The 17,671-nt window shown below is 61.0% G+C and carries 15 protein-coding genes; 6 read left to right on the top strand and 9 right to left on the bottom strand.

Annotation, left to right across the window (positions count from 1 at the left end; all coding sequences use genetic code 11):
* The first annotated feature begins 42 nt into the window (after window positions 1-42).
* Window positions 43-2,004, top strand: coding sequence for a sigma-54-dependent Fis family transcriptional regulator (locus AC3WQZ_RS03730; RefSeq protein WP_058697576.1), 1,962 nt, complete (start codon window positions 43-45; stop codon window positions 2,002-2,004).
* Window positions 2,005-2,572: 568 nt separating this feature from the next.
* Here the strand turns inward: AC3WQZ_RS03730 and AC3WQZ_RS03725 are convergent.
* The 6 genes from AC3WQZ_RS03725 to AC3WQZ_RS03700 all read right to left on the bottom strand — a co-directional run bounded on the left by AC3WQZ_RS03725 (window position 2,573) and on the right by AC3WQZ_RS03700 (window position 8,344).
* On the bottom strand, window positions 2,573-3,259 hold the full coding sequence (locus AC3WQZ_RS03725; protein ID WP_058697575.1) for a gamma-glutamylcyclotransferase: 687 nt from the start codon (window positions 3,257-3,259) through the stop codon (window positions 2,573-2,575).
* Between the two features lie 71 nt (window positions 3,260-3,330).
* Entirely contained in the window at window positions 3,331-3,558 is a 228-nt protein-coding gene (locus AC3WQZ_RS03720; RefSeq protein WP_143010701.1) for a hypothetical protein, read from the bottom strand.
* A 77-nt stretch (window positions 3,559-3,635) separates the two neighbouring features.
* Entirely contained in the window at window positions 3,636-4,733 is a 1,098-nt protein-coding gene (locus AC3WQZ_RS03715) for an alkene reductase (RefSeq protein WP_058697574.1), read from the bottom strand.
* Between the two features lie 596 nt (window positions 4,734-5,329).
* Window positions 5,330-6,274: a TIGR03571 family LLM class oxidoreductase gene (locus tag AC3WQZ_RS03710; protein WP_058697573.1), complete on the bottom strand. Its 945-nt coding sequence runs from the start codon at window positions 6,272-6,274 to the stop codon at window positions 5,330-5,332.
* Between the two features lie 147 nt (window positions 6,275-6,421).
* Complete coding sequence (locus AC3WQZ_RS03705; protein ID WP_081050243.1) at window positions 6,422-7,354, bottom strand: nuclear transport factor 2 family protein; 933 nt, start codon at window positions 7,352-7,354, stop codon at window positions 6,422-6,424.
* Window positions 7,355-7,366: 12 nt separating this feature from the next.
* Entirely contained in the window at window positions 7,367-8,344 is a 978-nt protein-coding gene (locus tag AC3WQZ_RS03700) for an LLM class oxidoreductase (protein WP_058697571.1), read from the bottom strand.
* Window positions 8,345-8,544: 200 nt separating this feature from the next.
* On the opposite strand from AC3WQZ_RS03700, the gene AC3WQZ_RS03695 reads away from it, so the two are divergent.
* The 4 genes from AC3WQZ_RS03695 to AC3WQZ_RS03680 all read left to right on the top strand — a co-directional run bounded on the left by AC3WQZ_RS03695 (window position 8,545) and on the right by AC3WQZ_RS03680 (window position 12,917).
* Window positions 8,545-9,474 carry a LysR family transcriptional regulator gene (locus tag AC3WQZ_RS03695; protein WP_058697570.1) on the top strand — a complete coding sequence of 310 codons (930 nt, stop codon included), beginning with the start codon at window positions 8,545-8,547 and terminating at the stop codon, window positions 9,472-9,474.
* A gap of 153 nt (window positions 9,475-9,627) precedes the next feature.
* Window positions 9,628-10,650, top strand: a complete 1,023-nt coding sequence (locus tag AC3WQZ_RS03690; RefSeq protein WP_058697569.1) for an LLM class oxidoreductase — start codon at window positions 9,628-9,630, stop codon at window positions 10,648-10,650.
* Window positions 10,651-10,700: 50 nt separating this feature from the next.
* Window positions 10,701-11,834 (top strand): alkene reductase, encoded by a 1,134-nt coding sequence (locus AC3WQZ_RS03685; protein WP_058697568.1) that lies wholly within the window; start codon window positions 10,701-10,703, stop codon window positions 11,832-11,834.
* Window positions 11,835-11,930: 96 nt separating this feature from the next.
* Window positions 11,931-12,917 (top strand): LLM class flavin-dependent oxidoreductase, encoded by a 987-nt coding sequence (locus tag AC3WQZ_RS03680; RefSeq protein ID WP_058697567.1) that lies wholly within the window; start codon window positions 11,931-11,933, stop codon window positions 12,915-12,917.
* A gap of 367 nt (window positions 12,918-13,284) precedes the next feature.
* Here AC3WQZ_RS03680 and AC3WQZ_RS03675 read toward each other — a convergent pair whose 3' ends face one another.
* Together AC3WQZ_RS03675 and AC3WQZ_RS03670 are read right to left on the bottom strand one after the other, a co-directional pair.
* Window positions 13,285-13,770, bottom strand: coding sequence for an ankyrin repeat domain-containing protein (locus AC3WQZ_RS03675; RefSeq protein WP_199414554.1), 486 nt, complete (start codon window positions 13,768-13,770; stop codon window positions 13,285-13,287).
* 95 nt (window positions 13,771-13,865) lie between these two features.
* Window positions 13,866-15,314: a catalase gene (locus AC3WQZ_RS03670; RefSeq protein ID WP_058697566.1), complete on the bottom strand. Its 1,449-nt coding sequence runs from the start codon at window positions 15,312-15,314 to the stop codon at window positions 13,866-13,868.
* A gap of 799 nt (window positions 15,315-16,113) precedes the next feature.
* Here AC3WQZ_RS03670 and AC3WQZ_RS03665 point away from each other — a divergent pair.
* Window positions 16,114-17,187 carry a zinc-binding dehydrogenase gene (locus tag AC3WQZ_RS03665; RefSeq protein WP_058697565.1) on the top strand — a complete coding sequence of 358 codons (1,074 nt, stop codon included), beginning with the start codon at window positions 16,114-16,116 and terminating at the stop codon, window positions 17,185-17,187.
* 92 nt (window positions 17,188-17,279) lie between these two features.
* On the opposite strand, the gene AC3WQZ_RS03660 is transcribed toward AC3WQZ_RS03665, so the two are convergent.
* Window positions 17,280-17,657 (bottom strand): cupin domain-containing protein, encoded by a 378-nt coding sequence (locus AC3WQZ_RS03660; protein ID WP_058697564.1) that lies wholly within the window; start codon window positions 17,655-17,657, stop codon window positions 17,280-17,282.
* Window positions 17,658-17,671 lie beyond the last annotated feature (14 nt).

The following is a 17,671-nucleotide window of genomic DNA, read 5'->3' as shown; positions in this document are numbered from 1 at the left end:
TGGTCTCGCACTTCAGACTGTGCAGCCAGAAGGAGACAAGCGGTGACTTCAAACCAAAGCCCCTACTTCGGCTTCGACAAAGATGCCCGTGGCGTGCGAAGCCTGTGGGAACGCTTCAATGCAGGGCTGATCGATATCAGCGACCGGCGGCCGCCCTACCAGCAGTTTCTGCTCAACGAATGGCAACGCTGCACCACGCTCGGCGTCGACGTTGCGTTAACGGTAGCCCAGCGACTCAACGAGGAAGAGTTCCGGCAGCGTCTCCAGTCGGGCCAGCGCCTGCTGAACGCCTCTGTGCCAGTCATCCAGGATGTAGGGCATTTTCTCGATGAGATTCCCGGCCTGATCATCCTTACTGAAGCCACGGGATGTGTCCTGCATATCACGGGCGCTCCCAGGATCCGCGAACAGGCTGCCACTCGCTCGGGCATTGTGGAGGGCTCCAAATGGAACGAGGCTTCCGCAGGCACGAACGGAATGGGCACCGCGCTTGCCACGGGGCAGCCAGTCCATGTCTTTGCCACGGAACATTTTTGCGAAGGCTGGCATTCGTGGTCGTGCGCCGCGGCGCCGATATTCGACATTGACGGGCGCACCGTCCTTGGTGTCGTTGACTTCACTATTGAAGAATCCGCCTTCCGCGACCAGGCATTGGCATTGACTGTGTCGATGGCCAACTCGATTCAAGCGCGCATGGTCATGTACAGGGAACTGGAGCGTAGCCGGCTGATCTCAGCGTTCGGCGAAACGGCGCGCCGCTACCCTCACGACGAAATGTTAGCGCTGGATCACGTCGGACGCGTGGTTGCTCACTCGCCAACCGATCGCTGCAGCAAGATCGTCGCAGCCTGGGGGGCGGGATCGCTGCAGGTCACGCCGGTCAGGCAAACGATCGACGTTTCTTCGCCTGAATCCGGCGAGAGAATTGGCGCGATTATCCTGCTGGCCAGCGAGCCGCAAATCCGCTTGCCTACTTCCGAACGCGCGCCCTTTCCGCAAAGCGATGCGGATCCCGTCAGGCGGTTCGGCCAGTTCCTGACCCGCGACCCGGAAACCCGGCGCATGCTGGACGAACTCCAGCGCGTGGCAACGACGGACGTCAATGTGCTGATCATTGGCGAAACCGGCACCGGCAAGGAATTGCTGGCGAGACATCTGCACGCGTGCAGTCACCGCTCCAATGAGCCCTATCTGCCAGTCAATTGCGGCGCCATCAGCGCGGAGTTGATGGAAAGTACGTTTTTTGGCTACGTGAGAGGCGCGTTTTCCGGCGCCGATCCACGCGGCCGCGCCGGATACTTCGAATCAGCGAGGGGTGGCACCCTGTTTCTTGATGAGGTCGGCGAACTGCCGCTGGCAATGCAGGCCGGCCTGCTTCGGGTATTGGAAGATGGCTCGTACCAACGGGTCGGTTCGTGCGAATCGCAGCGCGCACAGTGTCGGATCATCGCGGCTACCCACCGGAATCTGGAGCAGTTGGTCGCCGAGGGACAATTCCGCCAGGACCTCTACTTTCGCCTGAAGATCGTGCAGAAGACCGTCAAGCCACTGAGGGCGCGCCCTTGCGATATCCCCCCTTTGATCGAACAGTTTGTCGGCGCCATGCGCGAGAAGCACAGGATCGCTGCCGTCGACATCACGCCAGAAGCCCGCGCGGCACTCGAACGCTACACTTGGCCAGGCAACGCCCGCGAGGTGCGCAATGTCATCGAGGCGGCGCTGCTGTGTTCTGAAGGGCCCATCGATATTTCCTGCCTGCCGCCTGAAGTCACGCAACCACCTCAGCAAACCGAGAGGCTAGAAGCCGGCCCGAAACCGCCACCAACGGACAACCTGTCTTCCATGCAGGATTATGAGCGTCAACTGATCATCGGGATGCTGCGCAAGTACCGGAAGGCCAACTACGCTGCCAAGGCGCTCGGCATCGCACGTTCCACGCTCTACCGAAAATTCGCCGAGCTCAATATCGATCCGGGTCAGTACACGTCGGGCCAGGACGATTAATTCGTACTGCATGCGTCCATATCACCCCAAGGTCAGGCTTGCAGACCGTTGAGACGCATCTTCCTTTCCCCTCGCCAAGCCAACTCGCGCGGCACATCTTCGCGTGATTGCGGCGTGCACCCCTTTCCCTTAAAGCTGTTCGGCTCTCTCACGCAGGCTCGCCTGTCACGGAAGACATTCGAAGGACAGCGGGGTCTCATCGATCGGTCGGATTTGTCCGGCGCATCTCGCCCGGACAGGGTGCAAGCCTGCTTCAACACAGCAATTAGACCCAATTTCCCCGGGAATACCTGCAAGCACCGTCTCAAGCGACGACGGCACGGAACTTGATCATGAATGCCGGCAATCAAGGCGCTGGTGCATCACCACCATGGATTGCACAGGGCTCGATCTGAAACACCAGCCTCACGTTCGGATCCGCTGACCACCATGTCAAGCCGCTTGCAACCCGGGAGGCGTCCACATACGCACTTCCGTAATGCGTGCGTATGACAAACTGGCTTAATCGGCAGACTATCGCACGGATGTCCTCTGGCTTGCCAAGCCAATGCCGGTGACCATGCCCTGGTTAGCTTTTCGGTGAAGAGGAACCGCCCGAAGTCCGGTGTACACGAACCGCCTCGGCAAGACTTTTAACGTAGTCGTCGGAAATGTCGTGCTCAACTAGGGATTCGTCGAGCTGCAGCAAATAGTCGCGATTGCTTCCAAGATGCCCATTTGCGGTCGCAATCATCGGAGCGGTTGTCGCGATCGACGAATCATCCTCGTACAAGGCGTGCGCCGTATCGGCGACAAACGTGATAGCGCTCACGGTCTTGCCATCGGCCAGCTTGACCTCCCCCCACGTCGGCTGATAAACACCGCCCACCATTTCTCGCACCCACACCATCATGAGTTCGTGAACCAATTCATCCTCTCTCAGCCTGAACGCCACACCAACCGACTCTCCGGCCAGCTCGAGCCCCAGCATGCGACCAGGGTGCGTGCTGGTTCCGCGTGCCGTGACGAGGCGAATGCAGAAGCTACGGTGCCAGCCATGCAGCGTCGCCCGTTGCTTCTCGGCAAAGTGGAATAGTGGATTCCAGATCAGCGAGCCGTATGCGAACACCCAGACCGGTTCCTCAGGTTGCGGACGTCGCGCCAGGGTTTCGCGCATTGAGGTTTCGATGCGCTCCCGGGACCAGCGGAATTGCTCCGGCAGATCCTGAAACGATTCCAGGTAAGCACCTGTGCTAATCAGCTCTCTTGTCAGCATGATTGGATTCCTGCCCAAGTCTGCACTGAATCACGCCATTCAATGCAGACGAAGGAGGCAAGTATTAACCGTTACGCCACTCGATTGCGCTCGTGTTCGCCTGTTCTCTTTGGCGGCTCCGAAGGCCCTGTTCGGTCCATTCCGGCAATCATTGTCGTTGAATTCATGGATGGCAGACTGCCGACGGCGGCCACTTCAATGCGCTCTAAAACCACAACACTAAAATTGGCAATTGCGAGTGCGCCAACTACAGCGAGAACAGCGGTCTTTGAAAATTTCTTCAGGTTGCTAAAATTCATGATCATTAATCTCGATTGCTCCCGGTACCAGGTCGATGAGGTGTTCCTCCTTTCCTGTTGAACGGAGGATCATTGCATCAGGCAGCATGCGCCGGGTAGTCGGTGTAGCCTTTGGCGGAACCGCCATACCAGTCTTCCGGGCTGGATTGTGCAAGCGGAATGTCGTGCTTCAGTCGCGACACCAGGTCCGGGTTGGCGATGAACGCACGGCCGAATGCAACCAGGTCTGTCGTGCCTTCGCTCACCAGTTGCTTTGCCTTTTCCGGACTGATACCGCCGTTGACAATCAGCGAGCCGGAGTACGCTGGCCGCACGATCTCGAGGATATTGGGCAAGTCTGGACGGTCGAACCAGCCATTGGTATCCGCGATGTGAACGTAAGCCACGCCAAGATCCTGAAGCATGGCTGCGACATATTGGTACGTGCCCACTGGATCGAGGTCACGCACATTGTTGTATGCCGCGAATGGGGAGATTCTCACCCCGATCCGATCTATCGGCATCACTCGCGAAACCTGCTCGATAATCTCGCGCAAGAAGCGGGCACGATTTTCGACGGAGCCTCCGTATTCGTCGTCCCGTTGGTTGGTCGTTGCGGACAAGAACTGATGTGGCAGATAGCCGTTGGCCGCATGGACTTCGACACCATCGAAGCCGGCAGTGCGCGCATTGGCGGCAGCATACCGATATTCCTGAATGGCGGCCTTCACCTCCTGCGTACTCATTGCGCGCGATGGGGTGGCATGGATCCTGGTGTATACGCCGTTCTGCAGTTTTCCCCAGACATGAAGCTGGTGCAGGTCATCGTTGACAGCCGAGGGAGAAACCGGCGCATTCCCGTTCAGGATCGCGAAAGAGCTCGCTCGACCGGTGTGCCAAAGTTGCGCTACGATGCGCCCGCCCGCCAGATGCAGGCTTTCCACGATGCGCCGCCACGCTTCGGTCTGCTCCGGGCTGTACAGGCCAGGCGATCCCTCGAAGGACTGGGAGTTGCGGGTCACATTGATCGCTTCGGAGATCAACAGCCCTGCACCGGCGCGCTGAACGTAGTACTGCTCCATCAATGCGGAAGGGACATCGTTTGCATCCGCTCTGGAGCGGGTCAGCGGCGCCATCACGACACGGTTGGCGAGCGGGATCGCGCCGAGTTGGTAGGAATCAAATAGGTTTGGCATGTGCGCTTTCTCCTGAAAAGACACGGGGTGTTCGGCGCGAAAGGAATACCCTGTTCGCTGCCTGAAAACGAAACGCCTCGATAAAGGCGAGCGTGGTGCAACGGGTAGCCATACTCGGCTGGCTTCCGCTCCTTATGCCGCCTTGCCTGGGCCGGACGACATCTCGGTGCGTCGGTTGATGGTGCGGTAGTCAGCTATTCAATGCTGCCCACCAACCCCGCTGTTGAATGACTGCAGTGTCAGGGATCTGATGTTGGTGATATAGAGGGATGGTGTCCCGGAATACGGGACAATGGATCCCTAATCGGCAGCTGGTTTGCGTTCCGGAACTATGACCCTTCCACACCGTTTAGCGCGCACCAGGTTCCACTTGGCAGGCGCGTCCAAGCATTCGTGTTTGAACTTGGTGGGGTGTTTAGACCTGATCGAGGCGCCGCTGTGAATCGTTGCCGATACGCTGAAGCGAAGAGCGAAACCGCAAGGCTGCCTGACGAAAGGCACGCACATGACCGACTGGGGAATCCTCATCGGCAATCGAGTGATGAGGATCGCCTGGTGTGAAGAAGGCCTGGTAAAGTCGGACCGGCAGAAACAATTCACTGGCGCAAAGCCGGAAGAACAGCCATACCAAGTTCTTCCACAACGCCCAAAAGAGGCCGCGGACCGGGGGCGAGATGCAGCATGGCGTGGGCGACACCATTGGCCTCCAGTCGCTTCAGATAATCGATCAATGCCCAGCGGCCAGTTCGCAGGCCCAGTTCGATAGGTACTGCCTCGGTCGAAGGGTCGTCGACCAGGTCCAGGTGTATGGACTGAACGAACGGCTTTGGCATACCAGGGGACCGTTCTCGTAGCGCGGATTGCCAGAGGCCAATGCGCCCCTGCTGGCGAACTTCCTCTCTGTGGTACGTGGCCCATGCGTCTGCATGGGCTGCGATCCATTGCAAGGTTTGCCGGGCTGAACCCACCGCCATCATCGGCACGCGAGCAGCCGGCGGCACAGCAAGATCGTAGCCATCGGTGGCGCTCAGCAAGGCGGCACGATCGGCCTGCGAAGGCGACAGCGCCGCCCTGACGATCGCCCATCGCGTCCGGAACGCTTCTGCCCTTTGTTCAGGGTCGAGGCCAAACGCCGCAAATTCGGCCTCCCTGTCACCGGAGCCTAAGCCCAGGATAAAGCGGCCCTGCGACAGCCGGTCCAGCGACAGGGCGGACTTCGCCAGGTGGATCGGGTGTCGCAGTGGAAGCACCGCTGCGGCCGTACCGAGTGCAATCGAACGGGTTACCCCGGCAAGGAATGACAACCACACGAACGGGTCATCCAGCGCCGCGGCTTCCATGGTGGATCCTTGCGGGATCATCAGAGGTACGTCGCGGGCCCAAAGCGCAGCGAACTGGAGGGCGTCGGCGCGTGCGGCCAGGCGCAGCTCAGACTCGATGTCGGCCATCTCACCGGGCTTGCGCCCGAGCGGGGTCATCAAGCCTACGGTCAATTGCCCGGCGGCAAGGGTGCGCTCATAAGCGTGATTGAGTAGGTCCATGGCTCGTTCCCGATCGTGACGTGGCTTTCGGTGCCCCCGATTTTGGCGCTACGCTCGACAACCGGAGACTCGGTGAAGCATAGGTGTGATTCGCGCACCTGGACAATATCTGTACGCGAGGCGCTCCCGCCGTTGCACGTGTCCAAATCAGACGCTGAACCAGCCCGGCACGTATGCCATCTGGCCAATCCGCCATGTCTCGCCATCGTCCTTGATCAGCTGTATGCGATAGTGCGCGCCGTAGAGCGGTTTGTTCTCCGGCGTTGTCGTCCGCCCGGGCATAACGCGTCCCAACAGGAGCGCCGCGCTGCTCCCGTCGGACTGGATCTCGACCTGCAGCGGCTCACCATAATGCTGCATCCACGGCCACGGCAGGCGGAACGCCTTGAGCGTTGCCATCAACTCGCGGCGCCCTTTCAGATGTCCCATGGGCGTCAGTTCAGCCTCGGCATCCTCGCTGAAGCATTGACCGAACAACACGAAATCGGCTTGATCCAGGGCCCAGGCATAGCGGAACCAAGCCTCGGCGGCCGCCTCCTCGTTGCTGGTGGCCAATTCCGACACCGGGATTCGATGCCACGGTGCATCCAGCTCGCTGACGACGACGGCAGGCGGATCGCCGGGCTGCCATGCCCTGTCGGTCGGCGGCAGCTGCCAGCCCGTCAGCCTGGCCGACTCGCCATGGACCCAATGGAGCTGGATCCTGATTTCGCGTATGCGCGCACGGCTTCCCTGGCTCTCGAAAGACAGGATCACCACGCCGCCGAACGCTACCGCTTCAGCGTTGCCGGCAGATTGCCGCGCCTCGCCATGAAAATAGGCGCTGACCATGCTCTCGCTCCCATATGCCCGAGGAACACGATTGGTCGCGGCGATATGCACGGCCTCCAGGCCTGGGAAGTCGCTGGCCAGCGCCCCAAGGACATCATGGGCTCCCCGGAAATGGCCACGGTGGCTGCTGAACAGCTCGACTGCATCGGCCAGCAGATCTTCCGCAGGCATCGACGGTCTTCCGGCCCACGTATCGCAGAAGGCAGCAAGCAGATCCAGAAGTTGATGACGTGTAACAGTGGACGACATTGATTTCTCCATTCAGTCGGCCCGGAAGTGGGGCAGGACAAATTCCGCCAGTTCCTCCAGCACCTCTGCCGCGGGCCGGCGCAAGGGCTTGAGGTTAAGCGCGACGTGGCTGACGCCCTGAGCCTGCTGCCTTCGCCACAGGGCGATCAAAGCGTTGCGGCCGGCGCGGATGCCGTTGCCGACGTACTGCAACGGGGCGTTGGGGTTCTCGGACAGGTCGAAGAACGCGGCATAGCCGTATGGCCGCAGCCACCCCTCCTCATGGCTGGCCCGCCAGCTTTCCAATAGCTGCGGCATCCGGTCGAGGTCGCTCAGGTGCCAGATCCAGCCATCGCTGTGCCTGGCGATCCAGCCGAGATCCTGGCGGGCCCGGCCGATCACCAGCATGGGCATGCGCCCACCCACCGGCTTCGGAATCAGATCGATCTCGCCGCGGAAGGTGCCGTAGTAGCTAGTGGCCGCGCGCGGAAAGGACTGCTCCGTAACCGTCTTGATCAGACCGAAGGCTTCGCGGAAGCGGTCCCCGCGGCTCTCGTAGTCCGCCCCGAACGCCGGATATTCGATGGCGCGGTCACCAGTTGAAAGCCCCAGCAGCAAGCGGCCTTGCAGCAGCTGATCAGCGGATGCGGCTTGTTTGGCGACGATGAGCGGGTCGCGCAGCGTCAGGATGATGCCGGCTGTGCCCAGCGCGATCTTTTTGGTGTGAGCAGCGAGAAAGCCCAGATACACCATCGGGTCCAGCATCTGCCCGGTATCCCCGAAGTTGGGGTCGTAGAAGGGAACATCGCGCATCCATAGCGCAGAAAATCCCGCCTCGTCAGCCATCGTGGCCAGGCGCTGATGGTCTTGCAGAGTGGGGAACGGCGACGATGGATAGCCCTCCAGGGGCATGATGAAGCCAAACGTCAGCCGGCCAGGCTGGAAGACCCGGCGGTATCCGGGGTGGGCCTGCAATTCCGCAGGCACTGGACCGATTGAAGGGTTATTCATAGTGATGACTCCGCTAAACGGCGAGCGGCACGCTCCGAGGTCTGCGTTGACCCAATGCCTTGGTAGCAACTCGGCCCGCCGCATTAGCCCGCATTGCTCTGCCTTGTGGACAGGTAGCAAGGATAAGGCGATGATTGGGGATTTGGATTCCCGTGTCAGGGAACGCTGATGCCCCGCTGTGGGTGTGAGGACACAACACCATGGAGCCCAACCGATTCGGCGACATCGCCGCGTTCGTGGCGGCAGTAAAGGCTGGCAGCTTTACCGCCGCCGCCGATTCGCTCAGCCTCACCCGTTCAGCCATTGGCAAGAGCATCGTGCGCCTGGAGGGGCGACTGGGCGTGCGCCTGCTCAACCGCACCACGCGCAAGCTGAGCCTGACTGACGAGGGCCTGGTGGTATATGAACGCTGGCGCCAGATCCTGGAAGACCTCGAGGAGGTGGATGCCACCATGGCACTGCGCCGCGGCAGGCCAACCGGCACCCTCAAGCTGACGGCACCCTTGTCCTTCGGACAGCGCCACATCCTGCCGGTCCTTGATGCCTACCTGAAGCAGTGGCCCGAGCTGCGTGCGGATATCTCGTTCACCGACCGCTTCGTGGACCTCATCGAAGAAGGCTTCGACATTGCCATCCGTATCGGCATCCCGAAGGATGACTCGCAGATCCTCACTCGCACGATTGCCGAGCAGCAGTTCCTCACGTGCGCCTCACCGGAGTATCTAGCCCGGCGTGGGGTGCCACAAGTTCCGCAGGACCTGGCCGGTCACGACACCATTGTCTTCCAGAGCGCGGAGCGGCCACGTCCGTGGCGCTTTGACACGCCTGAAGGCCACTATCTGTTTGATGGCCCGGGACGCCTGAGCATCGACAGTTCGGAGGCGATGCGCGAAGCGGCGCTGGCTGGCTTCGGCCTGGTCTGCCTGCCGTCCTATCTCACGGGCGCCGACGTTCGCGCGGGCACGCTGGTGGAAGTGCTTGGCGCGTATCGCACAACGCCTGACCCCATCCGGGTCGTTTATCCCAGCAAGCGCCACCTGTCGCCGCGCATCCGGGCGTTCATCGACCTGCTGGTGGCACGGTGGGAAGCTGGTGTGCCATGGGAGCCTGGTACACAGGCCAATACCTGACTCGCGCCACTTTGCTGAACAGCGGGCTGCAGGAGAGTGTTGGGGGGTGGGATTGGGGCCCATGAGGACCGAGTGCCGGTCTCGCAAAGCGGTTTATCTCCACACGGGATTCAATGAGACTTACGACATCCCAATCCCCAGTGGTCCTCTGCCATGACTGTCCCAGCCTCTGCCACCCCAAAGGCGTTGCCTGCCGAGCTGCCGAGCCCGCACCCGGCCCTGCAACAGCATCCGGGCTTCCAGCGCCTGTTCCAGCCAGGTGCCCTGACCATCGGGCTGATCCTCCCGCTCGAAACCCATCCGGGACGGCCCGCGCCGACCATGCGCGGCCACGTGCAGATGGCCCAGCGCGCCGAGCAGCTGGGTTTCGGCGCACTTTGGATGCGCGACGTACCCTTCTTCGATCCGAATTACGGCGATGTGGCACAGATTTTCGAGCCAATGGTCTACATCTCGTACCTGGCTGCTGCGACCGAACGAATTGCCCTGGGTACCACTGGCATCGTGCTTCCAACGCGCGAGCCGATGAACCTGGCCAAGCAGGCGACGTCGCTGGACCAACTCAGTGGTGGCAGGCTGGTGCTCGGGCTGTCCTCAGGCGACCGCTATAGCGATTACCCGATGTTCGGCATCGACTACGAGAGCCGCGGCGAGCGCTATCGCGACGCCTATGGCGTCTTCCGGACGCTGTCTGAAGAAAGCTTTCCGAGCTTTCAGTCTGCACGCTTCGGAGGATCGCCTGGCGCCCTCGACCTGGTTCCCAAGGCGCCGTTCGGGCGAGTTCCCGCCATCGCCGTGGGCCAGGCACAGCAAAGCATGGAATGGCTGGCGCATAACCTGGACGGATTCCTGGGAGGAGCGCCCGCTCCGTACGGGCTGGCACAGCTCGGCGAAGAGTGGCGCAAGCACGTGCACGCTGCGGCGGGTGAGCAAGCCTTCAAGCCTTTGGGGCTGGGAGGCTACCTCGACCTGGCCGAAGACCCGGATGTGCCGTTCCAGCGCTTCCCTGGCGGTTTCCGCGCCGGACGCAACGGGCTGCGTGACTATCTGGAACTGGCTCAGGCAGCCGGCATTTCCCACGTTGCCCTCAATCCGAAGGTCAGCCGCCAGCCCTATGGCGAGATCCTGGACGAACTGGCGGAGTACGTGTTGCCACACTTCCCTTCGCATCCGTGAACCGGCAGCACGCACGCCAATACTCGCACCTGCTACCCGGAGCCCTTGCCATGACATCCCTCTTCGATCCTTATGACCTTGCCGGCCTGCAGTTGCCAAATCGCGTCGTCATGGCGCCGATGACACGCGCCCGGGCAGTCGACACCGTCCCGCCGACGGATATGGCCACGTATTACGCCCAGCGTGCCAGCGCCGGCCTGATCATCACCGAAAGCGCCCAGGTCTCGGCTCAGGGCCGCGGCTACCTGTACACGCCAGGGATCCACACGCCCCAGCAAATCGCAGGATGGCAGCGCACCACCGACGCAGTGCATCGCGCCGGCGGCCGGATCTTCATCCAGCTCTGGCATGTCGGGCGGGTCTCGCATGTTTCGCTACAAGCGGACGGCAATGCACCGGTCTCTTCGGTGGCGGTAACGGCAGCCGATACCCAGGTACTCGCCTACGACACCAACGGTCAGCCGGCCCAGGTGCAGGTCAGCGCGCCGGCGGCCCTGGACCTGGCCGGCATCCGCGGCGTGATCGAGGACTTTCGCAACGCCGCACGCAACGCCATGGCCGCTGGCTTTGACGGCGTCGAAATCCATGCGGGTAACGGGTTCCTGTTCGAGCAGTTCATCAATGCCGGCCTGAACACCCGCACCGACCAATATGGGGGCGCGTCCATCGACAACCGGCTGCGCCTCCTGCTGGAGACCGTCGATGCGGTCGCCGGTGAGATTGGCAATGCGCGCGTGGGCGTGCGCGTGTCGCCGCAGGCCCGGCTTAACGACCTGCATGCGTTCGAAGAAGAGGAAGCGACCTGGCTCGCTTTGGCCGAGGCATTGTCCCGCCGCAGCCTGGCTTACATGCACGCGAGTCACCTCGAATCGCCCGCATTCCAGCAGGCTTTCCGCAAGGCCTACCAGGGCACGCTAATGCTGGCAGGCGGTTTCAATTCGGAAAGCGCCCGAGAGGCCCTGGACGCAGGGCAGGCCGATGTGATTGTGTTCGGCCGGCCGTTTATCTCGAATCCGGACCTGGTGGAGCGCTTGCGCAACGATTGGCCATTGGCGGAAGCCGGGCGTGAGGCCTTCTATGGTGGCGGCGCCCGTGGGTACATCGACTACCCGGCTTACGATCCGGCCAGAGCACCGGCAAACGAGCCGACCCATGAAAGACAGGCCAGCCACCGCCAGGCATGACAGGCGGACAAGGCATAGCGCCGCCTCAGACTTGCTCACCAAAACCAGGGGCGTGGGCCGCTGCCCTGCCCCTTGCAACCTCTCAATGGAGTTCCTATGACCGCCCTGTCCGTCCTGGATCTGGTAATGATCGGACAAGACAAGAGTCTTGCCGAGGCCGTGGATGAGTCGCGCCAGCTGGCCCGGCATGTCGAGCAGCATGGCTTCCGTCGCTACTGGGTCGCGGAGCATCACAATATGCCAGGCATTGGCTCGGCCGCCACCTCGCTGATCATCAGCGATATCGCCTCGGCCACGTCGTCCATCCGTGTCGGGTCCGGTGGCGTCATGCTGCCCAACCATGCACCGCTGGTTGTCGCCGAGCAGTTCGGCACCCTGGAAGCGCTATATCCAGGTCGAATCGATCTTGGCCTCGGACGCGCGCCAGGCAGCGGCGGCCCGACGGTTCAGGCGTTGCGACGCGGCGCCAGGGAACGCGACTTTGCGCAGGATGTCGTCGAGTTGATGGACTATCTGGCCGACAACGGCAAGCAGCCGGTGCGCGCGGTTCCGGAACGGCATGACGTACCGCTCTGGATTCTCGGCTCCAGCATGTACGGTGCCGATCTTGCGGCAAAGCTCGGCCTGCCCTATGCATTTGCTTCGCACTTCGCGCCGCGTTACCTGCACCAGGCGATCACCCACTACCGCAACAACTTCCGGCCCTCGCAGCAACTCGCCACGCCGTACGTCATGGTCGGCGTGAATATATTCGCGGCTGAGACAAACGAGGAAGCGGAGTACCTGGCGAGTTCGCACCAACAATGGATGCTGAACCTGCACATGGGGCGCCTTGGCCTGTTGCCCAAGCCCGTGGAGGACTACGTGCGGCGCTTGCCCGATCACGAGCGCGAAGTCCTGGACCAGGTCATGGCCTGCACCGTGGCCGGCGACAAGCCGACCGTCGGCGCGTGGATTGAGAAGATCGTTGACCAGACCGGTGCCGACGAGCTGATGATCGACTGCCGCATCTACGACCCGCAGGCGCGGATGCGCTCGCACCAGTATGCCGCGGAGTCCATGGGCGACCTCCTCAGCCGCTAGTCCATGGGCGACCTCCTCAGCCGCGTAGGACCTGACGCTTTGCAACTTGCCAAGCTGCAAAGAGCGGATGCCAGTAGCGGAGAGGGAACAGCGCAAACCCATCGGATTGGATCGTCCCGCACTTCCTTCGCAGAGACTGCACAATGCACACAAGGCGTCAGAGGGTGACTTGTAAAGGGAACCTGTAGCGTGGCTACCCGCCATTGTCCCCCTGTAGACCTCGGTGGGTGGCATGACGGTAAATTTTCCGATCTCCTGAATCAGAGACTGCTCGAACTCTCGAATCGTCAATACCACTTTAGCGTCGGTATTGGGGTAAATTGGCTCACGTTCAGCGGCATCGCTAAGAGGCGACGCGGCCAGCGTATCAATGACCGCGGTGCCGGCCTCCCATGAAGGCGGCTGCATCGGCGGCGGTCATGCCCCAATTGTCGCGCGCGCCGAGGTTGGCGCCGCTTGAGACTAGTAGATCTACGATTTCAGTCCTGTCGAACATCGCGGCGACCATTAGCGCAGTGCGGCCGTCTGGCGACGCGCCTTCGACGTCGGCGCCATACGCCAGCAGTACTTCAATTACGTCCTTGAAGCCCTTGTAGGCCGCTCCGGCAATTGGTGTCTGGCCAGCCGCGTTACACATGTCAGGCGAGGCTCCGGCATCAAGCAAAGTGCGCAGGGTGTCCACCTGTCCGTGGTAGGCGGCCAGCATCACAAGGCTGTCGCCCTTCTCGTTGCGCAGGTCCGGCGACAAGCCGCGCGCAATCAGGGCAGCAAGCGAACCCGCATCCCCTTGGCGCACCAGGTTGAAAACCTCGGCCAGCGCGGCGACCACGCGAGCCTCTTCCTCAGGCGTCATGTTCCGTTTCCAGTCTGATATAGCTTGGGTCATTATCCTTGTTCTCTCCCCCGCAAGGCGGGAGAGAGCTGTACAGGTCAGACGCAGGGCCGTTCTTACCTTTGGCTTTCGATACGTTCAATCGCCGCAGCTACGCCGGCACCGTAGGCCGGGTCGGCGGCCGTGCAGTGGTCGATGTGGCGTTGCTGAATGTGCTTCGATACACCCTTGATCGAACGAGACGTGTTGTCGAACAGTGACTGCTGCTGCGCTGGCGACATCAGGCGGAACAGCGCCCCCGGCTGAGAGAAGTAGTCGTCGTCCGCGCGATGGTTCCAGTGGTCGGCCGCGCCTTCCAGCGTCAGCGGCGGCTCGAGGAAGTCGGGCTGGTCAGCCCACTCGCCCTTCGTATTTGGCTCATACGCGATGGTGCCACCCTGGTTGTTGTCCGTGCGCATCCGGCCATCCCGGTGATAGCTGTTGACATACTTCGCGGCCTTCGGCGAATTCACCGGGATCAGATGGTGGTTGACACCCAGACGATAGCGCGCGGCGTCGCCATACGAGAACAGACGGCCCTGCAGCATCTTGTCCGGAGAGAAGCCGATGCCAGGAACAATTGTCGACGGTGCAAACGATGCTTGCTCGACTTCGGCGAAGTGGTTGTCCGGATTGCGATTGAGCTCCAGCATGCCAACTTCGATCAGCGGATAGTCCTTCTTCGGCCAGATCTTGGTCAAGTCGAATGGGTTGTACGGCACCTTGCTGGCATCGGCCTCGGGCATGATCTGCACGCAGAGCTTCCAGCGCGGGAAATCGCCACGGTCGATGGCTTCGTACAGGTCACGCTGGTGATACTCGCGATCCTGCCCCGTGACTTCGGCAGCCTCGGCGTCGGTCAGGTTCTGGATGCCCTGCTGGGTCACGAAGTGAAACTTTACCCAGTAGCGCTGCATGTCCTGACTAATGAAGCTGTACGTGTGGCTGCCGAAGACGTGCATATGACGCCAACTGCGCGGGATGCCGCGGTCGCTCATGACAATGGTGATCTGGTGCAGCGCTTCGGGCAGGCTGGTCCAGAAGTCCCAGTTGTTCTCGGCGCTTCGCAAGCCGGTACGCGGGTCGCGCTTCACGGCGTGGTTCAGATCGGGGAACTTGAGCGGATCGCGGAGGAAGAACACTGGCGTGTTGTTGCCCACCAGGTCCCAGTTGCCTTCTTCCGTGTAGAACTTGATCGCAAAGCCGCGGATGTCCCGCTCGGCATCGGCCGCACCACGCTCGCCGGCCACTGACGAGAAGCGCACAAACACTTCCGTCTTCTTGCCGATTTCCGAGAACAGGTCGGCACGCGTGTACTTGGCGATGTCTTTCGTAACCGTGAATGTGCCGTAGGCGCCGGAGCCTTTTGCGTGCATGCGGCGCTCGGGGATGACCTCGCGGTCGAAGTGCGCCAGTTTCTCCAAGAGCCAGACATCCTGTAGCAGTGCAGGTCCGCGCGCACCGGCAGTCTGGATATTTTGATTGTCGGCGACAGGAGCGCCAAATGCGGTCGTGAGCTTCTTCATGTTGGGGTTCCTTTGGTGCATGGCGCGACCTCATTGGCTCGCGCCGGATGTTTGTGGGCGTGCTGAATGCGGGCAGAGTGCTCCCTATTTAGTCGAACCGCAGCCACAAGAACTCCTCCGCCTGAAAATCAGTACGTTAGACGCTAACGGTACAGTGATACCGCCCGAAGCGCTGATAGCAATGTATGAGCGGCCGTGACTAGAATAGTCCAACTCCATCGAGCGCGGTATCAATGTTGATGGCACGAGATAAAAGATGCGATACGGACGAGGAGCGTCCGCGCATAGCTTTTGAGCTCTCCGTGTTGTCACGATCTCGGTGTATTCGTTGTGGACAAACTGTAGTAGCCGACGACATGTATTGCACGGCTCCAGTTTTCAATCCTGGAGTGCATCCGCATGATCGGTGGCACGGTGCAGCCCCCTAAGATCGTCGAAGTACTGTAGGTACCAACGCCATGATTACGCCGACCCAAAGGGGTAAACCACTAGCCCACAGAGCTACCCTGCCTCGAAAGCGCATTCTACAATTTATCCATCGATCACCATCTTGCATTGGCGAGAGCCGCTGAACGGGACCTGCCCGGACAGCACCATGATCATTCCCCACCTGAAACCATTGCTGGCAAGAACGAACCAGGAACCAGGATGGTTGGCGCTCGCTCGATAAGTGGTCGATCGATAACTATCAAGCGTCATTGACTCAGAGGCATGCTGATTGCCGCTGGAGACGCCGATCGTACGACGGGCTGCCCTGGCCCGTAGTGCGATCAGAATGCCCCGCCAACAGGAGACCCGCATGGCAACCATGAAAGCAACTGTGTTCGTAGAGCCTGGCCGTATCGCACTGGAGGACAAACCCATTCCCGACGTCGGTCCGACCGATGCGCTGATCCGCATTACCACTACAACCATTTGTGGTACCGACATCCATATCCTGAAAGGCGAGTATCCCGTCGAGAAGGGCCTGACGCTGGGGCACGAGCCGATCGGAATCATCGAGAAACTCGGCTCGCAAGTGAAGGGCTATCATGAGGGCCAGCGCGTGCTGTGCGCGGCGGTCACCCCGTGTGGCCAGTGCTCGTCATGCCTGATGGGGTTCCATTCCCAGTGCGGCAGCAATTCCGCCAGCGGCTGGAAAGTCGCGGGGGGCTGGAAGATCGGCAACTACCTCGATGGCTGCCAGGCGGAATACTTTGTTGTACCGGACGCGCAAGCCAACCTGACCGTGATCCCCGACAACCTCACCGACGAGGACGTGCTACTGGTGCCGGATATCGTCAGTACCGGCTTTTCCGCTGCCGAATCTGCCGGTGTCAAGATCGGCGACGTTGTGGTCGTGGTGGCGCAAGGGCCTATCGGACTGTGCGCGACAAGCGGTGCGCGGCTGATGGGCGCCGGCCTGATCATCGCAGTCGATCCGGTCGAGGACCGCCTGCAGAAGGCCAAGACAATGGGTGCAGATGTCCTGCTCAATCCAACGAAGTGCGATGTCGTCGAGGAAGTGATGAAGCTTACGCAAGGCGTGGGCGCGGATGTCGCGCTCGAATGCCTGGGCAGGGATGAGACGATCGCTACCTGCGTCAACGTGACACGCCCGGGCGGAACGATCTCAAGCGTCGGCATCTATTCCAAGAGCATCCCCATCCCGCTCGACGGGTTCGGGGCCGGCCTTGCGAACAAACGCATTGTGACTTCCACCTGCCCAGGCGGCAAGGAACGCATGCGGCGGCTGCTGAATGTGGTATCGAGTCAGCGTATCAAGCTCGATCATCTCGTCACGCACACCTACTCGCTCGATGACGTCGTTGCGGCATACGAACTATTCGGTCATCAGCGCGATGGAGTCGTGAAACTAGCACTGAAGCCCTGACGGGCAAGGCCCCTTCCAGCAAGTGCCACGCAAGAATGAGAAACCCGCCGGCTGGCGGGTTTCTCATTGGCGAGAAGCACTACTATGCTGAACTACCCGGCTCTGGCGCCTTCGATATGTTCGTAGTGGATATCGAAAGCCTTGTTGGTAATGAACAGGAACGTCACGTCATTGTCCTCGGTCGCTCCATGGAACATGGTGGTGCCCTCCTGGAACCACACAAAGCTCCCCGGGCCGAACTCTCCGGCATGCGTCTTCAGGATCCCGTCCAGAACGTAGATACCATGAGAGCAATTGTGCCAGTGAGACCGATTAATGAAGCCTGCCTTGTAGCAGATCTTGGAAATGGAGACGCCGGTTTCATCGTCGACATGGCAGGTCTTGACCGGCAGCTTTGCGCCTAACTCAGGAATTTCAAGGAACTCCCAGGGCACTCTGTTGGTGTCCACTGATTTGATTGGCATGTTCATATGTCAGCTATTTA

The sequence above is a fragment of the Cupriavidus sp. FW305-26 genome (assembly GCF_058787975.1).
Note: the sequence above shows the minus strand (reverse complement) of the source record. Positions and strands in the feature narration are given on the sequence as shown.

Coding starts and splice junctions, on each gene's coding strand:
- AC3WQZ_RS03725 (WP_058697575.1), bottom strand. CDS start 3,259: ATGCTGACAAGAGAGCTGATTAGCACAGGTGCTTACCTGGAATCGTTT.
- AC3WQZ_RS03720 (WP_143010701.1), bottom strand. CDS start 3,558: ATGAATTTTAGCAACCTGAAGAAATTTTCAAAGACCGCTGTTCTCGCT.
- AC3WQZ_RS03715 (WP_058697574.1), bottom strand. CDS start 4,733: ATGCCAAACCTATTTGATTCCTACCAACTCGGCGCGATCCCGCTCGCC.
- AC3WQZ_RS03710 (WP_058697573.1), bottom strand. CDS start 6,274: ATGGACCTACTCAATCACGCTTATGAGCGCACCCTTGCCGCCGGGCAA.
- AC3WQZ_RS03705 (WP_081050243.1), bottom strand. CDS start 7,354: ATGTCGTCCACTGTTACACGTCATCAACTTCTGGATCTGCTTGCTGCC.
- AC3WQZ_RS03700 (WP_058697571.1), bottom strand. CDS start 8,344: ATGAATAACCCTTCAATCGGTCCAGTGCCTGCGGAATTGCAGGCCCAC.
- AC3WQZ_RS03695 (WP_058697570.1), top strand. CDS start 8,545: ATGGAGCCCAACCGATTCGGCGACATCGCCGCGTTCGTGGCGGCAGTA.
- AC3WQZ_RS03690 (WP_058697569.1), top strand. CDS start 9,628: ATGACTGTCCCAGCCTCTGCCACCCCAAAGGCGTTGCCTGCCGAGCTG.
- AC3WQZ_RS03685 (WP_058697568.1), top strand. CDS start 10,701: ATGACATCCCTCTTCGATCCTTATGACCTTGCCGGCCTGCAGTTGCCA.
- AC3WQZ_RS03680 (WP_058697567.1), top strand. CDS start 11,931: ATGACCGCCCTGTCCGTCCTGGATCTGGTAATGATCGGACAAGACAAG.
- AC3WQZ_RS03675 (WP_199414554.1), bottom strand. CDS start 13,770: ATGACGCCTGAGGAAGAGGCTCGCGTGGTCGCCGCGCTGGCCGAGGTT.
- AC3WQZ_RS03670 (WP_058697566.1), bottom strand. CDS start 15,314: ATGAAGAAGCTCACGACCGCATTTGGCGCTCCTGTCGCCGACAATCAA.
- AC3WQZ_RS03665 (WP_058697565.1), top strand. CDS start 16,114: ATGGCAACCATGAAAGCAACTGTGTTCGTAGAGCCTGGCCGTATCGCA.
- AC3WQZ_RS03660 (WP_058697564.1), bottom strand. CDS start 17,657: ATGAACATGCCAATCAAATCAGTGGACACCAACAGAGTGCCCTGGGAG.